Source organism: Geobacillus kaustophilus (assembly GCF_000948285.1).
GTDB classification, from domain to species: domain Bacteria; phylum Bacillota; class Bacilli; order Bacillales; family Anoxybacillaceae; genus Geobacillus; species Geobacillus thermoleovorans_A.
Map to the genome: position 1 here is coordinate 1,868,604 of NZ_JYBP01000003.1, position 18,631 is coordinate 1,887,234.

The window sequence follows — 18,631 nt, forward strand, 5'->3', positions numbered from 1 at the left end:
CCTCTATTTTCGCTATGCACACCGATCTTAAATCATCAAGTACAACTTGTGGTGAAGAGCCTTTATATCTAATATTTCATTAGTAAAGATATCGAAATATTGTATATAGATGTCATCCTTTAATCCTTTTCCTTTTACTCACGAGTGTTGATTATCCAAAATTATACATACGCCTTCCATAAATTTGGGCATACTCAAACAAAGCAGCGGCCATCCCGGATTTCCAATCGAGAGGAAGCTGCCCAGAGAAAAAACGGCGAACGAACGAAATGAAGGAAAGAGAGACGTTCGTCTGTTTTTTGGTTTGATCATACAGCCATCGCAGCAACACATACGCGATGAACGCCGCAAACAGTTGGTTGTATACCGCATTTTCCGTCGTGCCAAACAAGGTCGGGACATTCAGATATTGCTTCACCCAACGGAAAAAGACCTCAACAGTCCAACGTTGTTGGTACATGTCGGCAATGGTTTCCGCAGACGCATGGAAGAGGTTCGTCACGACCCGAATGTCGCGGCCATTCGCATCTCGAAAGATCACCACCCGGTGACGCTTGGTGGAGCGGCATTGTTTCGTCCCCAACTGGCACGTGAAGTCGGCTTGAACCGATGAGGATGTGCTGGAAAGGCGTTTCAAGCTTTTTTTCTGATGAAGTTCGATGTTGTCCTTCATCCGAATGACAAAGAGCTGATGCTGCTCCACAAATCGATCGAGGCGTTCGATTTTGAAATACGCCCGGTCTTCCACCAGCACTTGTTGAGCGTTCGTCAACTGTTCTCCCACCGGGCCATCATGACGCAGTCCGATGGTTTCCACCACGTCTGCCGGCAACGAGGATTCCGGCGAATACGCGACGTGCAGCTTCACTCCGGCGCGTTCGCCGTGATACGGCGCCCATGGCAGGCGGTTTTTCCCGACCGTGACGGTCGTCGAATCCACCACCCGAAGCGGTTTGGGAAACCGAAGCGAACGGCGGGTTTGGCGGTTGCACTTGGAAATGATCAACGCCAACAAGCGTTTCATGATGTCATAGGGAACTTCTTTCGCTTTCTTGGATACAGTTGAATAATGGAATCGCGGCAATCCATACAGAGGCCCCACATCGGCTCCGTGGCGAAAGCTTTTCCATTGATGCATGGCGGCCAGCAGGAAGAAGTGAATCAACTCGCGCAACGTAAAGGTTCGAGACGAATCACGATACCCAACCGCTTCGGCAATCAGTTGAATCTCTTCATCCGAAACAAGTTTTTGCATCAAATTCGGGAGTGTGGTATGCTTGTTCATAGAGAGCACCTCCTGGGTTTGTTTGTGTCGCTACTCACATTCTACAGGAAAGGTGCTCTTTTTTCGTAACTATTCAGCCACCTCATAAAGTGAGCTGAATATTTTTTGGGTTCATCACCAAAAGATGTACTTGACTTTTAAAGACAAACATGATAGCAATGTTGCTCAAAGAGATGTGTGGTATAAAAAAATGCTGTTTTGGTTTTCTTTATCATGATCGTCTTTCTTTGTCAAGTACACTGTGTGGTGAAGATCCATTTTTTGGTTTTCCTGTCTATGATGTGAATATTGATAGACAAGGAGGTGAATCGCATGTTGACGGTACAACAAGCTGTATTGACGGTTGAAAGCTTAATCAGCAAAGTCCAACAACAAAAACAGCTCATTCATCAACTCATTCAAGAAAATGAACATTTGCGTCAAGAAAACAAACAGCTACGCAAAGAAAATGAACAACTGAAGTATCGTGTTCAAGAGCTGGAAGCACGCACGAAAAAAAACAGCTCTAATAGCCATCTGCCCCCATCTTCTGACCGTTTTGAGAAAAAGCGTTCCTCTCGTGAACCGTCTGACAAAAAGCCTGGCGGACGGGAGGGACATGAGGGAACGACGCTCCGTCAAGTGGAACATCCACATCATCGTGTCGTCCATCGCGTACATACGTGTCAAGGATGCGGGTCTTCTTTGCGTGACGTAAAACCGTTCAAAGTCGATGTCCGTCAAGTGTTTGATCTGCCTCCCGTGACGATGGAAGTGACACAACATGAACGCGAAGTGAAATCATGTCCACATTGCCGATGCGTGCAACAAGCCGAGTTCCCATCACACGTCACCAATCATGTGCAATATGGTCCACGGATCACGGCGCTTGTCGTGTATTTATACAACATACAAATGATTCCATATCAACGTTTACGTGACATGATGGAAGAGCTATATCAACATCCGATCAGCACAGGAACACTTGTCAATATGGTCAAACGAGGTCGCGAAGCACTCGAACCAAACATGGACATCATCGAGGAAGCATTGCTTCAATCGGACATCTTGCATGTCGATGAAACGAGCTTGCGGATCGATGGCAAACAGGCCTGGGTTCATGTCGCCTGTACATCCGCATATACGTACTTAGCTCCTCACGCTTCTCGTGGAAAGAAAGCAACCGATGAAATCGGGATTCTTCCACGATATAAAGGAACGATGATGCATGATGCATTCGGTACATACCCGAGATACACCGAAGCCACACATGCCCTTTGTCATGCCCATCATTTACGTGACTTGAAAGGATTCATCGAACAAGGGCATACATGGGCAAAACGGATGACCACGTTTCTATTAAATGCCAAACAAGTGGTCGAACAACATGGTGGCTTTCTTCCTGAAGAAGAAGCGAAACGTTGGGAGCACGTGTATGATCGCATACTCGAGAAAGCCAACCATCAGTTGGAAGGGATGACACCGTTGCCGAAAAAAGCGCTCTCCTTCGTTCGGCGACTTCAAAAACGAAAGGAAGAAGCGTTGCGCTTTTTGCGTGAAGCTCACGTTCCTTTTGACAACAACCAAGCCGAACGGGATCTTCGCATGGTCAAAGTCAAAGAGAACATCTCGGGTACATTTCGTCAGGAAACGTTCGCGCAGTCGTTTTGCATCGCAAGGAGCATCGTTTCCACACTCACCAAGCACGAAAAAAACGTGTGGGACTCGTTGTGTCTTCTGTTGACAGGCGAAACGATAGATCGTGTTCTTTCCGCTACGTAGGGCATTTTCTATGACAGAAATGCCCTATTTGTGCTGGGCTACTTTACACACTAGCATCGGGGTGAATAGTTACCTTTTTTCTATACCCTTTGGATTTTATTGGATAATCAACACGCCTGCCTTTTACTACTAAACCATAAGCATATTTTTCAATTTCTTTAAGCGGGATTGCGAATACAATACCTGGTTCAATATTAGGCGTCTTTCTTTTCTTTTTCAATTTAAAATTTACATCGACGATTTCCATTTCCCCTAATTGTTCATTAATATTTGAATCAAGTTGTAAAGCCTTCAAAATTAATGCTTCTAATTCAGCTACCGTTGGCATTCTTTCTAAATCTTCTTGATAAATTTTTTTGATTTCTAAGAGCGTATCACTGAACAAATCGATTGCATCATCACTTAAAACAACTGTTTCCTTGTTCCTTATGCTTTCCCAAAATGACATTGTATCACCAACCATACCATCTTATTACTACTTTTTCTTGAGTCAATAGCTTATCTAAATTGTTATAAAAAAGACGACACTGCTATAAAGCAAGCAGGTCGCCTAGATTGGTTCTATCGTACTGTTTGCTTTTGCTTTATTTTTTCAAACCAATTTTCTGCAATATCCAAATATGGTAAAACATTCTTAGCTATTCGAATAAATTCTGCTTCCTCTAAATTTTCGTTTTCGTTATCGAATTTAAACCAATCCTTATCTCCATTTTTATTATTCATTATTCTAAAACGATTGTTTAAGTGAAAAGCGTTCATCTTTTGAAATGGTCGAACGATACCATCAACTACCACGTTTTCTTCCTCATTAACCCTTGCTACTCCAGCTTCTATTATAAATCCTCCTCCCCATTTATCAAATTGAAACGATAGCAAATAACCTAACTGACCTTCTTGCTTCCTAAAATGAGGAAAAGCCCCTTTAAATCCCCTGTTTCTTAATTCTGGGACTACTATTTTCTTTAAAGCACCGACCATTTTATCCTTATTAGATAATATAAAGATCCCCCCTTTACTTGTTAAATTTGAAATAATTTAATACAGTACGTGCCATTAAAGCAAAATAGGATTCAAGCTGGGTGTCTGAATTCTGTTTTGTCTACAACAGTCTGATACTCAAACCATCTTAACTGATTTTGAGTCTATATGACATAAGTAACTATGAGCAGTATTTAAAAATATCTAGATGGTGCCGCAGTTGGTCAAGCATATACGGTAATGTAGAAATGTGTATATGCAGACTGCTACTAAAAAAATCCTCGCTGTGTAAATCCTTAAACTGAACCTGAACAATTCCTCCTCCACTATTGTAGATTTGCACTACAACATTTAGTTCCTTAGATTCTGAATGAAAAACTGCTTTACCTTCTTGTTCTCTGTATATTTTCTTTAAACTTTCATAGAAATGAAAGATATCATGATTGTCAAAATGAAAGTGAACCGTTTCAGCTATAAAGCCACTCTTTTAGCTTTACTTTTCCTGTAAAGTAGCATCCACCAAAAAACGGATCCCCTTCATTTTCAAAGTCCGTGATAATTAGCTCTAGGCTTCGATCTGCGTCTTCCTCACATACAAATACTTTCATGCTTTGCATCCTTTCTACCAGTTATATTGGTTACTTATATGGCTCATAGTGGAAATGACGTACCCGTTTGGTTCTCTTATTATATACAACTGTTAACTGATATTCTTTATACTTGTAATTTCCGGAACTCACATATTTCCTTGCTCATCCGTTAGGGCGATGACATCTCCATGTGTATTATAGTGGTAAAAGTACCTATATCTTAATTTTCAGGAAATTCTTTTATGCATTTTCAAAGGGCTGCCTATATAGATGTGACAGCCCATTTTGCAATATTAATCAATCAAAAATTTTTTAACTTTGCACTTTAACTGGATAATCTACTAGAAACTCCTCTCCATTGATCACTATACTTTTAGCTTCAATAAATAATAGTGCCTCCCAAAACTCAAGTACAAAGTTAGCTGAAGAAAAGTATTCACCAACCCAAATTTCTTTTGACGAACTCATATGAATTTTACCTATACCATTCTTATAATAATCAATTGAAGTTAGCTCAATGTAATCTCCATCTTCTGGATCAACTGGGTTCAAGCGGGAATCTCCAGAGTTTTCTACGAAATAAAAAGAGGAAACACCTTTGAACACAATCTTATAATATTTCTCATTATCAACTACTTTCACATTTAGACTAATCGTATGAGATAAAATATCAATATGAAAACTTTTGACTACGGTAGCCCACATTTCATTTAATAAAGCAACTAATTTTTTTTGATTCATACTAATCACTCACCTAATCTCTCCTCTGTATTTATTAATCATTCTCACAATTTGTTTATAGGATCTTCTCGATACATTAATATGTGTGAGCTCCCGACGATTAGACCATTCACCATCTAACGTCAAAGAGCCGCGTCCATCTTTACTTATTCTAAAGTACGGTTTATTACGTATTCCGCCTTTATTCATAACTCTTACAACTAGGGGTTTTTTACCGTCTGGAATAGTTACCTTCCATCCATCGCCTTTAGTTCTTCCTAAAGTTCCCCCAAATTTTTTTGACACTTTTTTCGCCAGCCTATAAGTTCTTGAAAACTTACCTAATTTATAGGCACCATAAGCGATTTTCACACCTTTGAATGCAACACCGCCAACAATCCCTACACCTACAGCAATTGCCGCAGCCTTCCATCCACCTTTTTTAAATGCCTTATATCCATCATAAACCGCAAACCCCGCATTGATGGCCAGCCAGACCCAATGCCCATCTGGATCCACCAACATCACTGGATTGTTGTTCGCGTACGTATATCCGTTTTGTGTAAGGATATCATCCGCATCCCCTGGGTCTCTATCATCTATGATACAGACGACACTCCTATAATTTATATAGATGCAATTTAAAGCTTTAACATTTATAGCTTTTACCGGTCATTGGATCGACTGTCGGGTGACCGAACAACGCCCGCTGCACAGACCCATACATGGGTCTGTGCAGCGGGGCGTTGTTCGGTCTTCCGTCACGCTAAGGCGTGACGGAGGCAAGCCTGTGGCTTGCCTTCGACAGTCAAAAATGGACAAGCCGCTTTTCCGTCAAGGATATGTTAAACGCTTTCGTTGCATCTATATAGCATGTGGTACTCTTATACCAACAAAATAAACTGTCCTCTACTTAGATTGTTATACATCCTATAAATTTCCATTTGGTTAAAATCTTTTGCCTTTTACAAAGGACTTCTTAATAAATCGCCATTATTTGACACAAAACAGCGCTCGAATTAATTGTTAATTGTGTTTGACCCTGAAATGCTTATATTTAAAACTCTCGCAAAATCTTTAATTACTGTTTCAATTTCCTTTTTTATTTCTAAAGGCGGTAAATTGATTATATATCCCTTTTTTGATGAAAAAAACGGTTTGTTGACATTCCAAATATGGATATTTTCTATTAAATACCCATCTTCTTCATTACCAATTAATTTTCCACTTGAATCTTTAATAGCTAAACAAACAAAAGAATAGTAATTTGTTTCAAAGCATTGACCTTTTTCCATACCATGCTCCTCAATACCTTTCAAAGCATCAACTTCATTAATTCGTTCTAATTTAATATCTAAAATATAGCCATTTTGGACAAAAAATTGCTGATACTGGTTAAGTATATCCACGATTATTTCTTCAATTTGTTCTTCTAGTTCGAAAACTCTCGTTTTTGATAATTCATCCAGTTTGACGGCCTTAAACTTTTTTTTCTTCATCTCTAATTCCTCCTAATATAAAGGTGGAACTTAACAGAGTTCCACCTTTATTTATAAGTTATCCCTTAATACGTTTACCATACCATGTCCAACGTTTAGTTCCTTTACTACTTCTTCTAAATTTCCCCTGATAATAGCTCCACCTATTTAACTGCCAATGATAACCATGACCGTTATGAGGGGGATGAAATTCGAATGATTTATATGTGTATCCTATACCCTTACGAGTTCTCCATTTAACACCATAATACTCTCCTATTTTTCCAACTTTAATAATTCTTCCACCTCTTGCGGCCCAATAAGCTATTTTTCCAGCTCCACCAATAGCGACACTGGTTATTGCTCCTCTTATGGCACTCTTCCCTAGTCCTTTCCAAAATCTTTTGGATCGGTAATTTTTTCTATTTTCCCATGCATATATGCCTGCATCAATAACTGCACCACTAAGAGCAGCAGCAGCCCACCATGCAAATTTTCCATCAGGATCTACCATCTTGACAGGATTGTTGTTCGCATACGCATACCCATTCTGCGTGAGGATATCGTCCGCATCCCCCGGATCTGGATCCAAGGAAAGGAACACGCCATGCTCTGGGTGGTAGTATCGGGAAATTAAGTAATAAAGACCCGTTTCTTGGTCATATTGGTATCCCGCATATCGGTATGGGTTTTCATCCGCCAAGGCACCGGATTGAGAGAGAATATTCCCCCATGCATCATATTGATAACGGGCTACGATGTTTCCTTGCGCATCCGTTAGGGCGATGACATCGCCATGGGCGTTATAGTGGTAAAAATATGTCGCATTGCACGAGTGTTGATTATCCAAAATTATACATACGCCTTCCATAAATTTGGGCATACTCAAACAAAGCAGCGGCCATCCCGGATTTCCAATCGAGAGGAAGCTGCCCAGAGAAAAAACGGCGAACGAACGAAATGAAGGAAAGAGAGACGTTCGTCTGTTTTTTGGTTTGATCATACAGCCATCGCAGCAACACATACGCGATGAACGCCGCAAACAGTTGGTTGTATACCGCATTTTCCGTCGTGCCAAACAAGGTCGGGACATTCAGATATTGCTTCACCCAACGGAAAAAGACCTCAACAGTCCAACGTTGTTGGTACATGTCGGCAATGGTTTCCGCAGACGCATGGAAGAGGTTCGTCACGACCCGAATGTCGCGGCCATTCGCATCTCGAAAGATCACCACCCGGTGACGCTTGGTGGAGCGGCATTGTTTCGTCCCCAACTGGCACGTGAAGTCGGCTTGAACCGATGAGGATGTGCTGGAAAGGCGTTTCAAGCTTTTTTTCTGATGAAGTTCGATGTTGTCCTTCATCCGAATGACAAAGAGCTGATGCTGCTCCACAAATCGATCGAGGCGTTCGATTTTGAAATACGCCCGGTCTTCCACCAGCACTTGTTGAGCGTTCGTCAACTGTTCTCCCACCGGGCCATCATGACGCAGTCCGATGGTTTCCACCACGTCTGCCGGCAACGAGGATTCCGGCGAATACGCGACGTGCAGCTTCACTCCGGCGCGTTCGCCGTGATACGGCGCCCATGGCAGGCGGTTTTTCCCGACCGTGACGGTCGTCGAATCCACCACCCGAAGCGGTTTGGGAAACCGAAGCGAACGGCGGGTTTGGCGGTTGCACTTGGAAATGATCAACGCCAACAAGCGTTTCATGATGTCATAGGGAACTTCTTTCGCTTTCTTGGATACAGTTGAATAATGGAATCGCGGCAATCCATACAGAGGCCCCACATCGGCTCCGTGGCGAAAGCTTTTCCATTGATGCATGGCGGCCAGCAGGAAGAAGTGAATCAACTCGCGCAACGTAAAGGTTCGAGACGAATCACGATACCCAACCGCTTCGGCAATCAGTTGAATCTCTTCATCCGAAACAAGTTTTTGCATCAAATTCGGGAGTGTGGTATGCTTGTTCATAGAGAGCACCTCCTGGGTTTGTTTGTGTCGCTACTCACATTCTACAGGAAAGGTGCTCTTTTTTCTATACCCTTTGGATTTTATTGGATAATCAACACGCCTGGTCGCATTGCCTTTTTTCATCGCAAGGAGCTGCCCGTTTTCTCCGTATATATACGATCTTACCACATTTCCGCTTGCATCGGTTTCATACAGAACGTTCAGGCTGTCGCCTTGGTAATGGTAGTTCGTCACGACGCCATTGACATTCTTTTGGATGCGCCGGCCGTCTTCATCATATTTGTACGTCACAAAAGGAGTGCTTTCACCTTTTCTTGTAATCGAGACGAGCTGGTCGGCTGCGTTCCATTCATATTGATACTGACCGTCTTCCAATCGGTTGCCGTTCGCATCGTACGTGATTGTTTCGTCACCGAAACGAACCAACTGATTCGCCGCATTATAATCAGCCGTGGTCGTCGTCGACTGCCCATCCTTGGTTTTCACGATTTGCTTCCGGTTTCCGAATCCGTCATAGGCATACTCGATTTTCGTGCCATCTGGAAGCTGCTCTTCCACTAATTGGTCTAGGGCATCGTAACGGTAGACGGTCGTTTCCCCCGTTGGGGATTCCACTTTCGTCCGGTTGCCGTTTTCATCGTAACGGTATGTTTCCGATAAAATTTCTTTTCCGTCCGCCGTACCGATCGAAACGCTTTCCACTAAGCCGCGGTCATCATACGTAAAGGTCGAACCGGCCCCATTTCCTGTCGTGAAGGTGCGAACGTTTCCTCTCTCGTCATAGTCAAAGCGGTACGTATACGTTCCATCTTGGACGACCGTATTTTGATCCAATGCATTATATTGGTAATGGATCGTTTGGCTAAAGGACCCATGAGAGAACATGAACTGCTGCAATTTATCCGATGTGGTTGGGTACAGCCATTTTTGCAGCCCGCCACGGTCCGACAGTTCCACCAGCCGATTCGCTTTATCAAATGTTCTTGTTTTGGTCGTACCGTCTTTTAAATATTGTACAGAAAGTTTGTTTCCGTTTTTATGGCTCTTCACCAAAAGTTGTGCTTGATTTTTTATAACACGCTCTACTGACGCTTGTGAGGAAGAATCAGCAAATCAATGATTTTTGCACATTCTTGTTCAAGAAAGCGTATCACTTGTCAAGTACATGTTGTGGTGATGAACCATATTAATACAATTGACAACAATATATTCCAATATATATATTATTAGGCTCTTCACCACAAACTGTATTTGACAAATAAAGACGATCATGATAGAGAAAATCAAAACAGCATTTTTTCCTTTTAATACCATACGTCTCTTTGAGCAACATTGCTATCATGTTTGTCTTTAAAAGTCAAGCACATCTTTTGGTGATGAACCTATTATTATATGGTGAATTAATTAATTTCACAGCAAAAGACTTGCAAATTTGAGAGGAGTAGAAAAGATGTTTAAATGGAGAAAGAGAAAATTAGTTTTGTTAAGCGCATTATTATATACATGCTCATTAAAAAGTTAACCTTCGTATAACCGATGCACACTCCAGTTATCCTGTTCCTAAGGAAACCTATGGAAAAGGAGCGGGATCATTCATGAAACGTCTCAACATCACCCATGATCACGGATGGACGCCACGGACGCTTCGCAAACAGGAACGGAAAATCAAAAACGCGCTTCTTCGCCAACGGGTGATGGCGGTTCGTTTGGTCATGGAAGGTTATTTGGGCAAAGAGGCGGCCTCCATGGTCAACGTGTGCCGACAAACCGTTTCCCATTATGTGTCGCTGTTCAACGAAGGCGGTCTGGAGCTCTTGCTTCATCGGGATTTCGCCCCTGGACGGGAGCCGTTTCTCACCGAAGAACAGCAGGAAGAGATCAAACAGCTTGTGTTGACCACCACTCCCGCGGAACTGGGCTGGGACGTCGCTTCGGCCTGGAACACCAAACTCCTGCAATCCTATGTCGAAAAGCACTTTGGTGTTTGCCTTTCCCGTGAAGCGCTGCGAAAACTCCTGCACCGTCAAGGTCTGTCATGGACTCGCCCTACGTACACGCTGGCGAAAGGGAATCCGGATGAGCAAAAGCAATTTGAAAAGCAAATGGATTTGATAAAAAAAACTTGATCACCAAGGAGACAGAAGATGCCGTTCTTCTGTACATCGATGAAACGCATATCCGCTCTTATCATGTCTTGCGATCCACTTGGTCCGAGGTCGGTCGTCAAAAACGTGTGCCGACATTCGGCCATCATGCCCATGTTTCGGTATTTGGCGCGGTGAACGTCCACGATGGGGACATCGTGCTTCACCAAACAGAAGCCGCCAACGCCGCGACGTTCTTGGATTTCTTGCGCCTGCTCAAAGAGCGGCATCCCAACCGGATCATTGCGCTCGTCTTGGACAATGCCCGGATTCATCACGCTCGAATGGGGAAGGACTTTTTGCGAGAAGAAGGACAATGTTTTCATTTCCTGTATCTGCCTCCCTACTCGCCGCAGCTCAACCCGATCGAGCGTTTGTGGAAATGGCTGAAGGATACGATGATCGCCAACGCCTTTCACAAAGACCGCCACGAGATCGTGCAAGCGGTTCAACGATTTGCTCATTACATTCAGGAACGCCCGGAGGAAGTGTTGCGGCGCTTGGGGTGTTCCGCGTAATCGAAAAGTTAACTTTTCAAGGTGCATTTATATAGATGTCATCCTTTAATCCTTTTCCTTTTACTACTAAACCATAAGTATATTTTTCAATTTCTTTAAGCGGGATTGCGAATACAATACCTGATTCAATATTAGGCGTCTTTCTTTTCTTTTTCAATTTAAAATTTACATCGACGATTTCCATTTCCCCTAATTGTTCATTAATATTTGAATCAAGTTGTAAAGCCTCCAAGATTAATGCTTCCAATTCAGCTACCGTTGGTTTTCTTTCTAAATCTTCTTCATAAATTTTTTTGATTTCTAAGAGCGTATCACTTAACAAATCGATCGCATCATCACTTAAAACAACTCTTTCCTTGTTCTTTACGCTTTTCCAGAGTGACATAGTATCACCTTATTACTACTTTTTCTTACGCCAATAGCTTACCTAAATTGTTATAAAAAAGACGACACTGCTATAAAGCAAGCAGGTCGCCTAGATTGGTTCTATCGTACTGTTTGCTTTTGCTTTATTTTTTCAAACCAATTTTCTGCAACATCTAAATATGGTAAAACATTCTTAGCTATTCGAATAAATGGTTCATCACCAAAAGATGTACTTGCACCTGCCATTAAAGTATGTTAGTCGTTTCTAACCGAACCCGTAATGCAAAACGCTGGATATTTCTGTATCCATATCCTCGACGTTTGATCAGCTTGATCTTGTTGTTCGTTCCTTCCATTTTCCCATTCGAGTAAGGGGATAAAATGCAAGAAACGATTTCTTCTGTTCGCTTGACGAGCGCTTTTGCAATCGCGCGCACAACCGAACAAGGACAAAACGAATACCGATGAATCCAAGACTCCAAACGTCGTTTCGCCTGTTGCTCGTCTTTGCTTTTGGACACATAACGAAAATGTTGGAGCGATTGGTAGACCGACTTTAAGTCATCGCTTTCATTACACCATTCTCGTACGATTTGACGTTCTTCCTCCGTCAATTTCTCTGGGCATGTGCTCAATAAACGGCAAACGTAACGAACATTTCCGTGTTTCCTGCTTCCTTTGTCTACATATTTGCGGCAACGATCTAAAGCATCCGTAAACAGCTGAATGACATGGAAATAATCGACCACGTGTGTCGCCTCTGGGCAACCCCCTTGAATGGCTTTTTTCATCGCTGGGGCTAAATCGCTTACGACATACTGAACAGAACGAGACACATGCGCCAACGCACGTCTGATGGCTTCCTCGTTCTTTCCAGCTTCGATGGCATACCCTTCTCCCGTCTCGGCATCCATGATCGCCACTGCGTAGTCATGCCCTTTTCGAAAGGCAAATTCATCGACACAAACCGCCTTTGGTTGGATATCATTCGATAGGAAGGAAGGGGCATGGGTATAAAACCAACGTTCCACGGTCGTGTAAGGGAGTTTGAGCATCCGAGCTACTGCCTGAATGGATGTCCCGATGCAAGATTGCGCCACCCATTGCTGAAAAGCGTCTGTTGCCACACTTGGAGGGGAGATTTCTGGATAAGACGTGCTGAACGTCATGCCACACGTACTACAACGTCTGCGCTCGACAGGGAGTTCAATCCAAAAAATCCCGATTCGTTGAGCATAGCCATGCATCCATTGCTTCTTTTTTCCTGTCATTTTGATCGTGCGTTTCAAGCAGACAGGACATAATGGGCATTGTTCAGGTAGAGAAAGTTCGAAAATCCAACGATCTCCTTCTTTTCGCACCTTTTGAATCAAAACATCTGGTAAATCGATAAGTTCTTTGATAAACTGAGAGTACATGCGAATTTTCCTCCAATGGTTTGGTTTGGTCACCTTTACCATACAGGAAAATTCGCATTTTTTGTACCCTCTATTTTCGCTATGCACACCGATCTTAAATCATCAAGTACAACTTGTGGTGAAGAGCCGAATAAATTCTGTTTCCTCTAAATTTTGGTTTTCGTTATCAAATTTAAACCAATCCTTATCTCCATTTTTATTATTCATTATTCTAAAACGATTGTTTAAGTGAAAAGCTTTCATCTTTTGAAATGGTCGAACTATACCATCAACTATCACGTTTCCTTCCCCATTAACCCTTGCTACTCCAACTTCTATTATAAATCCTCCTCCCCATTTATCAAATTGAAACGATAGCAGATAACCTAACTGACCTTCTTGCTTCCTAAAATGAGGAAAAGACCCTTTAAATCCCCTGTTTCTTAATTCTGGGACAACTATTTTCTTTAAAGCACTGACCATTTTATCCTTATTAGATAACATAAAGATCCCCCTTTACTCATTAAAAGCTTTCACGATGTATACTATATAAATTCAGTTTGAAATTCCGACATGTTTAACCAATGCCTATTCTTGTCTATACTGCTCCTAAACAGATGAATCAAAGGAGCGGATGAATGATGAAGAAAAAAGGATTACAAATTACGAACAATCATGGTTGGACCATCGAACGTCTTCAAGAACAGGAACGCCGAATGAAAAATGCGAACATGGCGAAACGAATAGCGGTGATTCGTCTCATTATGCAAGGCTACTTAGGAATCCAAGTCGCTGAGCTTTTGAACATCCATCGTGAAACCGTTTCGATTTATGTTCAAAAGTTTAATCAAGGTGGTATGGATGCGCTATTCAAACGCCATTATGCTCCCGGTAGAAAGCCGTATCTGTCTCCAGACGAAGAACGCGAATTAAGAAAGATGTTGGAAGAAAGCACCCCTGCCGATGAAGGATATGGCATCGAAACCAGCTGGAATACACGAATCATTCAACATGTATTAGAAGAGAAATTTTCTGTCACCATGTCTCGCGGTGGGATTTGTGATATGCTCCATCGATGGGGATTTCGCTATACACGCCCTACGTATACCCTCAAACGGGCGAATCCTCAAAAACAAAAAGAGTTTCAACAGGAAATAGAACTCATAAAAAAACTTGTTCGACAACACAGTCATAATCTATGAAGATGAGAGTCATATTCGCGATTACCAAGCTCTTCGTACCACATGGAGTGTCAAAGGGCGTCAAAAACAAATCCCTACGTATGGACACCACGCAACGGTTAGCTTATTAGGTGGTGTGAATATCGAAACGGGTGAATTTCTCTGTATGGAAACGGACCAATGTAACGCACAGGCTTTTCTGCAGTTTCTTCAATACATATTAAACCAATATCCAAACAAACATGTCGTTATGATCTTGGATAACGCAAAAATTCATCATGCCAAAGTTCTTCAGCCTTTTTTACAGGAGCGTGAAGAGCAGTTAACTTTTGTATTCTTACCCCCTTATTCGCCGAATTTAAATTTAGTTGAACGAATTTGGGGCTGGCTGAAAGAAAGTGTCATTGCCAATCGGTTCCATCCCACTCGAAAGGAGTTGAGAGAATCGATTGTTTCGTTTTTGGAGTACCTTTCTGAATTTCCAGAAAGAGTGCTCCAGCGCATCGGACAGGTGGTTATGTCGGAAAATTAATCTGAATCTATATAGTACAACGTTATTTAATTAAACAGTACTCTAAATCCCGATGATGTATAAAATTTTGTGTCAAGCATTTGGCTAGACCAAAAGAAAAAGGTAGGGTATTCTCTGATTTGGCCAAAAATCTTAGAGAAAGGAGAACCCTACCTATGTCTAAAAGTATACCGAATTTAGACTGGCTCAATCAACTGGAAAACGCCATTCGTCAGTTTGTAAAGGAAAAATGTAACTATTCAGCCACCTCATAAAGTGAGCTGAATATTTTTTGGTTTTCCTGTCTATGATGTGAATATTGATAGACAAGGAGGTGAATCGCATGTTGACGGTACAACAAGCTGTATTGACGGTTGAAAGCTTAATCAGCAAAGTCCAACAACAAAAACAGCTCATTCATCAACTCATTCAAGAAAATGAACATTTGCGTCAAGAAAACAAACAGCTACGCAAAGAAAATGAACAACTGAAGTATCGTGTTCAAGAGCTGGAAGCACGCACGAAAAAAAAACAGCTCTAATAGCCATCTGCCCCCATCTTCTGACCGTTTTGAGAAAAAGCGTTCCTCTCGTGAACCGTCTGACAAAAAGCCTGGCGGACAGGAGGGACATGAGGGAACGACGCTCCGTCAAGTGGAACATCCACATCATCGTGTCGTCCATCGCGTACATACGTGTCAAGGATGCGGGTCTTCTTTGCGTGACGTAAAACCGTTCAAAGTCGATGTCCGTCAAGTGTTTGATCTGCCTCCCGTGACGATGGAAGTGACACAACATGAACGCGAAGTGAAATCATGTCCACATTGCCGATGCGTGCAACAAGCCGAGTTCCCATCACACGTCACCAATCATGTGCAATATGGTCCACGGATCACGGCGCTTGTCGTGTATTTATACAACATACAAATGATTCCATATCAACGTTTACGTGACATGATGGAAGAGCTATATCAACATCCGATCAGCACAGGAACACTTGTCAATATGGTCAAACGAGGTCGCGAAGCACTCGAACCAAACATGGACATCATCGAGGAAGCATTGCTTCAATCGGACATCTTGCATGTCGATGAAACGAGCTTGCGGATCGATGGCAAACAGGCCTGGGTTCATGTCGCCTGTACATCCGCATATACGTACTTAGCTCCTCACGCTTCTCGTGGAAAGAAAGCAACCGATGAAATCGGGATTCTTCCACGATATAAAGGAACGATGATGCATGATGCATTCGGTACATACCCGAGATACACCGAAGCCACACATGCCCTTTGTCATGCCCATCATTTACGTGACTTGAAAGGATTCATCGAACAAGGGCATACATGGGCAAAACGGATGACCACGTTTCTATTAAATGCCAAACAAGTGGTCGAACAACATGGTGGCTTTCTTCCTGAAGAAGAAGCGAAACGTTGGGAGCACGTGTATGATCGCATACTCGAGAAAGCCAACCATCAGTTGGAAGGGATGACACCGTTGCCGAAAAAAGCGCTCTCCTTCGTTCGGCGACTTCAAAAACGAAAGGAAGAAGCGTTGCGCTTTTTGCGTGAAGCTCACGTTCCTTTTGACAACAACCAAGCCGAACGGGATCTTCGCATGGTCAAAGTCAAAGAGAACATCTCGGGTACATTTCGTCAGGAAACGTTCGCGCAGTCGTTTTGCATCGCAAGGAGCATCGTTTCCACACTCACCAAGCACGAAAAAAACGTGTGGGACTCGTTGTGTCTTCTGTTGACAGGCGAAACGATAGATCGTGTTCTTTCCGCTACGTAGGGCATTTTCTATGACAGAAATGCCCTATTTGTGCTGGGCTACTTTACACACTAGCATCGGGGTGAATAGTTACGGAAAAATTAGAGTTGATCATGAAGGAAGAAATTCAGAGTTTCCTCGAAATTGAACAGAAGGGAACGTCGAATAGAAGAAACGGCTATTACCATCGAAACCTAGATACGCAGTATGGTCGTATTGAAGGCCTTTCTGTCCCAAGAGACCGAAACGGGGAATTTCAAACGCAGTTGTTCCCCCCTTACCAACGCCATACCGGCTGGCTCGAGGAAGCCGTCATCAAGATGTATCAAAGTGGGATGAGTACGCGTGAAATTGGCAAGTTTATCGAACGAATTTTAGGAAATGCCTACTCACCAACAACGATTAGTCATATCACGGATGTGGTAAAGGAAGACATTGCGAAATGGCACACACGTCCTCTACAAAAGCGATATTCGGTCTTATATTTGGATGGGGTGTACGTGAAACTTCGTCGAGATACGGTAGAAAAAGAGGTCATTTATGTCGTGTTAGGTGTAAACGAAGAAGGGTATCGTGAAATTCTCGACTTCTTCGTAGGAGGACAAGAAAGTGCCTATGGGTGGCAAGAGATCCTCCACAATCTCTACAAGAGAGGATTACAGGAAGTACTTCTTGGTGTATTCGATGGCCTTCCGGGACTGGAGGAAGCCTTTAAAGCCGTTTATCCGAAAGCCGATGTGCAGCGCTGTGTCGTTCACAAAGTACATAATACCTTAAATCGTGTTCGGAAAAAAGATCAATTTGAAGTGGCAGAGGATCTCAAACTGATTTATCGCGCACCGAATAAGGAGATGGCGTTACAGATGTTTCAACAGTTTGAGTCGAAATGGTCCAGCAAGTATCCGAGAGAAGTCCAATCTTGGGCCAATGAGTTGGATGTCCTCCTTACATTTATGGATTATCCAAGCAGTATTCGAAGTGTGATTTACACGACCAATGCCATTGAACGAACGATCAAAGAGATTCGGAAACGTCTAAAGCCGATGAACAGTTTGAGTAGTTTAGAAGCCGCTGAAAAAGTCGTGTATTTGACCATCCAAGATTTTAATGAGAAATGGGCAGGGCGAAAGTGGCGAGGATTTGCCGAAGCACATGAAGCCCTTCAACGAATGTTTGAAGAACGTTATAATTAACCAAATAATGTAAATCAATGAGATAAGGGGGATTCTCTCTTTCCACACAGGAGACTGAATATTCAGTCTCCTGTGTGGAGGAAACCAGTCTTCCCCTCTATTCTAAATCTATTTCAGAGATACCCTATCTATCTTACATTACACAAAATTCTTGACGGTACCGGGTTAAGTTAAGGGATAAATATAACCAATAAAACCATGAATATAACTATACCCAAAATAAAAGAAAGTAATTTAATCCACCATTTCTCCTCAAACTTTATATAAATTAATCCTGTTATTATGACAAAAAGCCATTTAGGGATATTAATAGAGAAAGTCTTAAAAAACTTAATTTCATACAATAAAATTACTGTTACGAACGCTATTACACCTACTAAAGAAGAAATTAATATTATTCGTGAAAATCTTTTCATATTGGGAACCTCTTTGTGATAGTATATTTTTTTTATGTTGCTTTTATATAGACCGTTGTATCCCAAATACCTCATAGACTTTCATGTTACTTTGGGAATTCAGCGCTTCTTTAGACGTGGATATTTCAGATATGCCTTACCTGCATTCCAAATGAAAACCCAAGCATCTGCCAAACCGACTATTGGAATTCCTACTCTTATCCCCATTCTCACAGCTGCTTTTAAAGCTGTCTTTCTTGCTTCTCGCAACAACCTCTGGGTGGCAACACGTGACAAGGTCCGAGAAGCCTTTCCACTTTCTAATATATAAACTACTTGATATGTTAAAGCCGTTGTATATACATG

General features: G+C 42.3%; 15 protein-coding genes and 6 pseudogenes. 8 read left to right on the forward strand and 13 right to left on the reverse strand.

Going from position 1 to position 18,631, the window contains the following annotated elements:
- Positions 1–151: 151 nt before the first annotated feature.
- Positions 152–1,285 carry an IS4-like element IS5377 family transposase gene (locus tag LG52_RS09710; protein ID WP_015375695.1) on the reverse strand — a complete coding sequence of 378 codons (1,134 nt, stop codon included), beginning with the start codon at positions 1,283–1,285 and terminating at the stop codon, positions 152–154.
- Positions 1,286–1,597: 312 nt separating this feature from the next.
- Between LG52_RS09710 and tnpC (LG52_RS09715) the strand changes: the two genes are divergently transcribed.
- The gene (gene tnpC / locus LG52_RS09715) at positions 1,598–3,046 is read left to right on the forward strand and encodes an IS66 family transposase (protein ID WP_044730904.1); all 1,449 of its coding nucleotides are present in this window, start codon (positions 1,598–1,600) and stop codon (positions 3,044–3,046) included.
- Between the two features lie 43 nt (positions 3,047–3,089).
- Here tnpC (LG52_RS09715) and LG52_RS09720 read toward each other — a convergent pair whose 3' ends face one another.
- The 9 genes and pseudogenes from LG52_RS09720 to LG52_RS09760 form a co-directional block, all read right to left on the reverse strand.
- Positions 3,090–3,494, reverse strand: a complete 405-nt coding sequence (locus LG52_RS09720) for a hypothetical protein (protein WP_156135630.1) — start codon at positions 3,492–3,494, stop codon at positions 3,090–3,092.
- 113 nt (positions 3,495–3,607) lie between these two features.
- Complete coding sequence (locus tag LG52_RS09725) at positions 3,608–4,024, reverse strand: DUF4304 domain-containing protein (RefSeq protein WP_042412506.1); 417 nt, start codon at positions 4,022–4,024, stop codon at positions 3,608–3,610.
- 467 nt (positions 4,025–4,491) lie between these two features.
- On the reverse strand, positions 4,492–4,632 hold the full coding sequence (locus LG52_RS19760; protein WP_156135631.1) for a hypothetical protein: 141 nt from the start codon (positions 4,630–4,632) through the stop codon (positions 4,492–4,494).
- 294 nt (positions 4,633–4,926) lie between these two features.
- Positions 4,927–5,355: a hypothetical protein gene (locus LG52_RS09735; RefSeq protein WP_231584446.1), complete on the reverse strand. Its 429-nt coding sequence runs from the start codon at positions 5,353–5,355 to the stop codon at positions 4,927–4,929.
- Positions 5,356–5,364: 9 nt separating this feature from the next.
- Positions 5,365–5,931 (reverse strand): annotated as a pseudogene (locus tag LG52_RS09740) (type IV secretion protein Rhs); the annotation flags it as partial.
- A 422-nt stretch (positions 5,932–6,353) separates the two neighbouring features.
- Complete coding sequence (locus tag LG52_RS09745) at positions 6,354–6,833, reverse strand: hypothetical protein (protein WP_015374290.1); 480 nt, start codon at positions 6,831–6,833, stop codon at positions 6,354–6,356.
- Between the two features lie 58 nt (positions 6,834–6,891).
- A pseudogene (locus LG52_RS19765) lies at positions 6,892–7,641 on the reverse strand (RHS repeat-associated core domain-containing protein); the annotation flags it as partial.
- A gap of 13 nt (positions 7,642–7,654) precedes the next feature.
- Complete coding sequence (locus LG52_RS09755) at positions 7,655–8,788, reverse strand: IS4-like element IS5377 family transposase (RefSeq protein WP_015375695.1); 1,134 nt, start codon at positions 8,786–8,788, stop codon at positions 7,655–7,657.
- A gap of 102 nt (positions 8,789–8,890) precedes the next feature.
- A pseudogene (locus LG52_RS09760) lies at positions 8,891–9,673 on the reverse strand (Wall-associated protein); the annotation flags it as partial.
- Positions 9,674–10,383: 710 nt separating this feature from the next.
- Here LG52_RS09760 and LG52_RS20185 point away from each other — a divergent pair.
- Both LG52_RS20185 and LG52_RS20190 read left to right on the forward strand, forming a co-directional pair.
- Entirely contained in the window at positions 10,384–10,914 is a 531-nt protein-coding gene (locus LG52_RS20185) for an IS630 family transposase (protein ID WP_044731501.1), read from the forward strand.
- Positions 10,911–11,450, forward strand: coding sequence for an IS630 family transposase (locus tag LG52_RS20190; RefSeq protein ID WP_044731563.1), 540 nt, complete (start codon positions 10,911–10,913; stop codon positions 11,448–11,450). Before LG52_RS20185 ends, LG52_RS20190 begins: the two co-directional genes overlap by 4 nt.
- A gap of 16 nt (positions 11,451–11,466) precedes the next feature.
- Here LG52_RS20190 and LG52_RS09775 read toward each other — a convergent pair whose 3' ends face one another.
- The 3 genes from LG52_RS09775 to LG52_RS18510 form a co-directional block, all read right to left on the reverse strand.
- Positions 11,467–11,835 carry a hypothetical protein gene (locus tag LG52_RS09775; protein ID WP_052524496.1) on the reverse strand — a complete coding sequence of 123 codons (369 nt, stop codon included), beginning with the start codon at positions 11,833–11,835 and terminating at the stop codon, positions 11,467–11,469.
- A 226-nt stretch (positions 11,836–12,061) separates the two neighbouring features.
- Complete coding sequence (locus tag LG52_RS09780; protein WP_044731775.1) at positions 12,062–13,234, reverse strand: ISL3 family transposase; 1,173 nt, start codon at positions 13,232–13,234, stop codon at positions 12,062–12,064.
- A 102-nt stretch (positions 13,235–13,336) separates the two neighbouring features.
- Positions 13,337–13,717: a DUF4304 domain-containing protein gene (locus tag LG52_RS18510; RefSeq protein WP_052523796.1), complete on the reverse strand. Its 381-nt coding sequence runs from the start codon at positions 13,715–13,717 to the stop codon at positions 13,337–13,339.
- A 134-nt stretch (positions 13,718–13,851) separates the two neighbouring features.
- On the opposite strand from LG52_RS18510, the gene LG52_RS20560 reads away from it, so the two are divergent.
- From LG52_RS20560 to LG52_RS09805, 5 genes and pseudogenes are all read left to right on the forward strand, one after another.
- Positions 13,852–14,415 carry a helix-turn-helix domain-containing protein gene (locus LG52_RS20560; protein WP_231584449.1) on the forward strand — a complete coding sequence of 188 codons (564 nt, stop codon included), beginning with the start codon at positions 13,852–13,854 and terminating at the stop codon, positions 14,413–14,415.
- Entirely contained in the window at positions 14,387–14,926 is a 540-nt protein-coding gene (locus LG52_RS20565; RefSeq protein ID WP_044733199.1) for an IS630 family transposase, read from the forward strand. The genes LG52_RS20560 and LG52_RS20565 overlap by 29 nt, the downstream gene beginning before the upstream one ends.
- A 155-nt stretch (positions 14,927–15,081) precedes the next feature.
- Positions 15,082–15,156, forward strand: a pseudogene (locus tag LG52_RS21000) (transposase); the annotation flags it as partial.
- Between the two features lie 92 nt (positions 15,157–15,248).
- Positions 15,249–16,698, forward strand: a pseudogene (gene tnpC, locus LG52_RS09800) (IS66 family transposase).
- Between the two features lie 68 nt (positions 16,699–16,766).
- Positions 16,767–17,870, forward strand: a pseudogene (locus tag LG52_RS09805) (IS256 family transposase); the annotation flags it as partial.
- Positions 17,871–18,631: the final 761 nt, after the last annotated feature.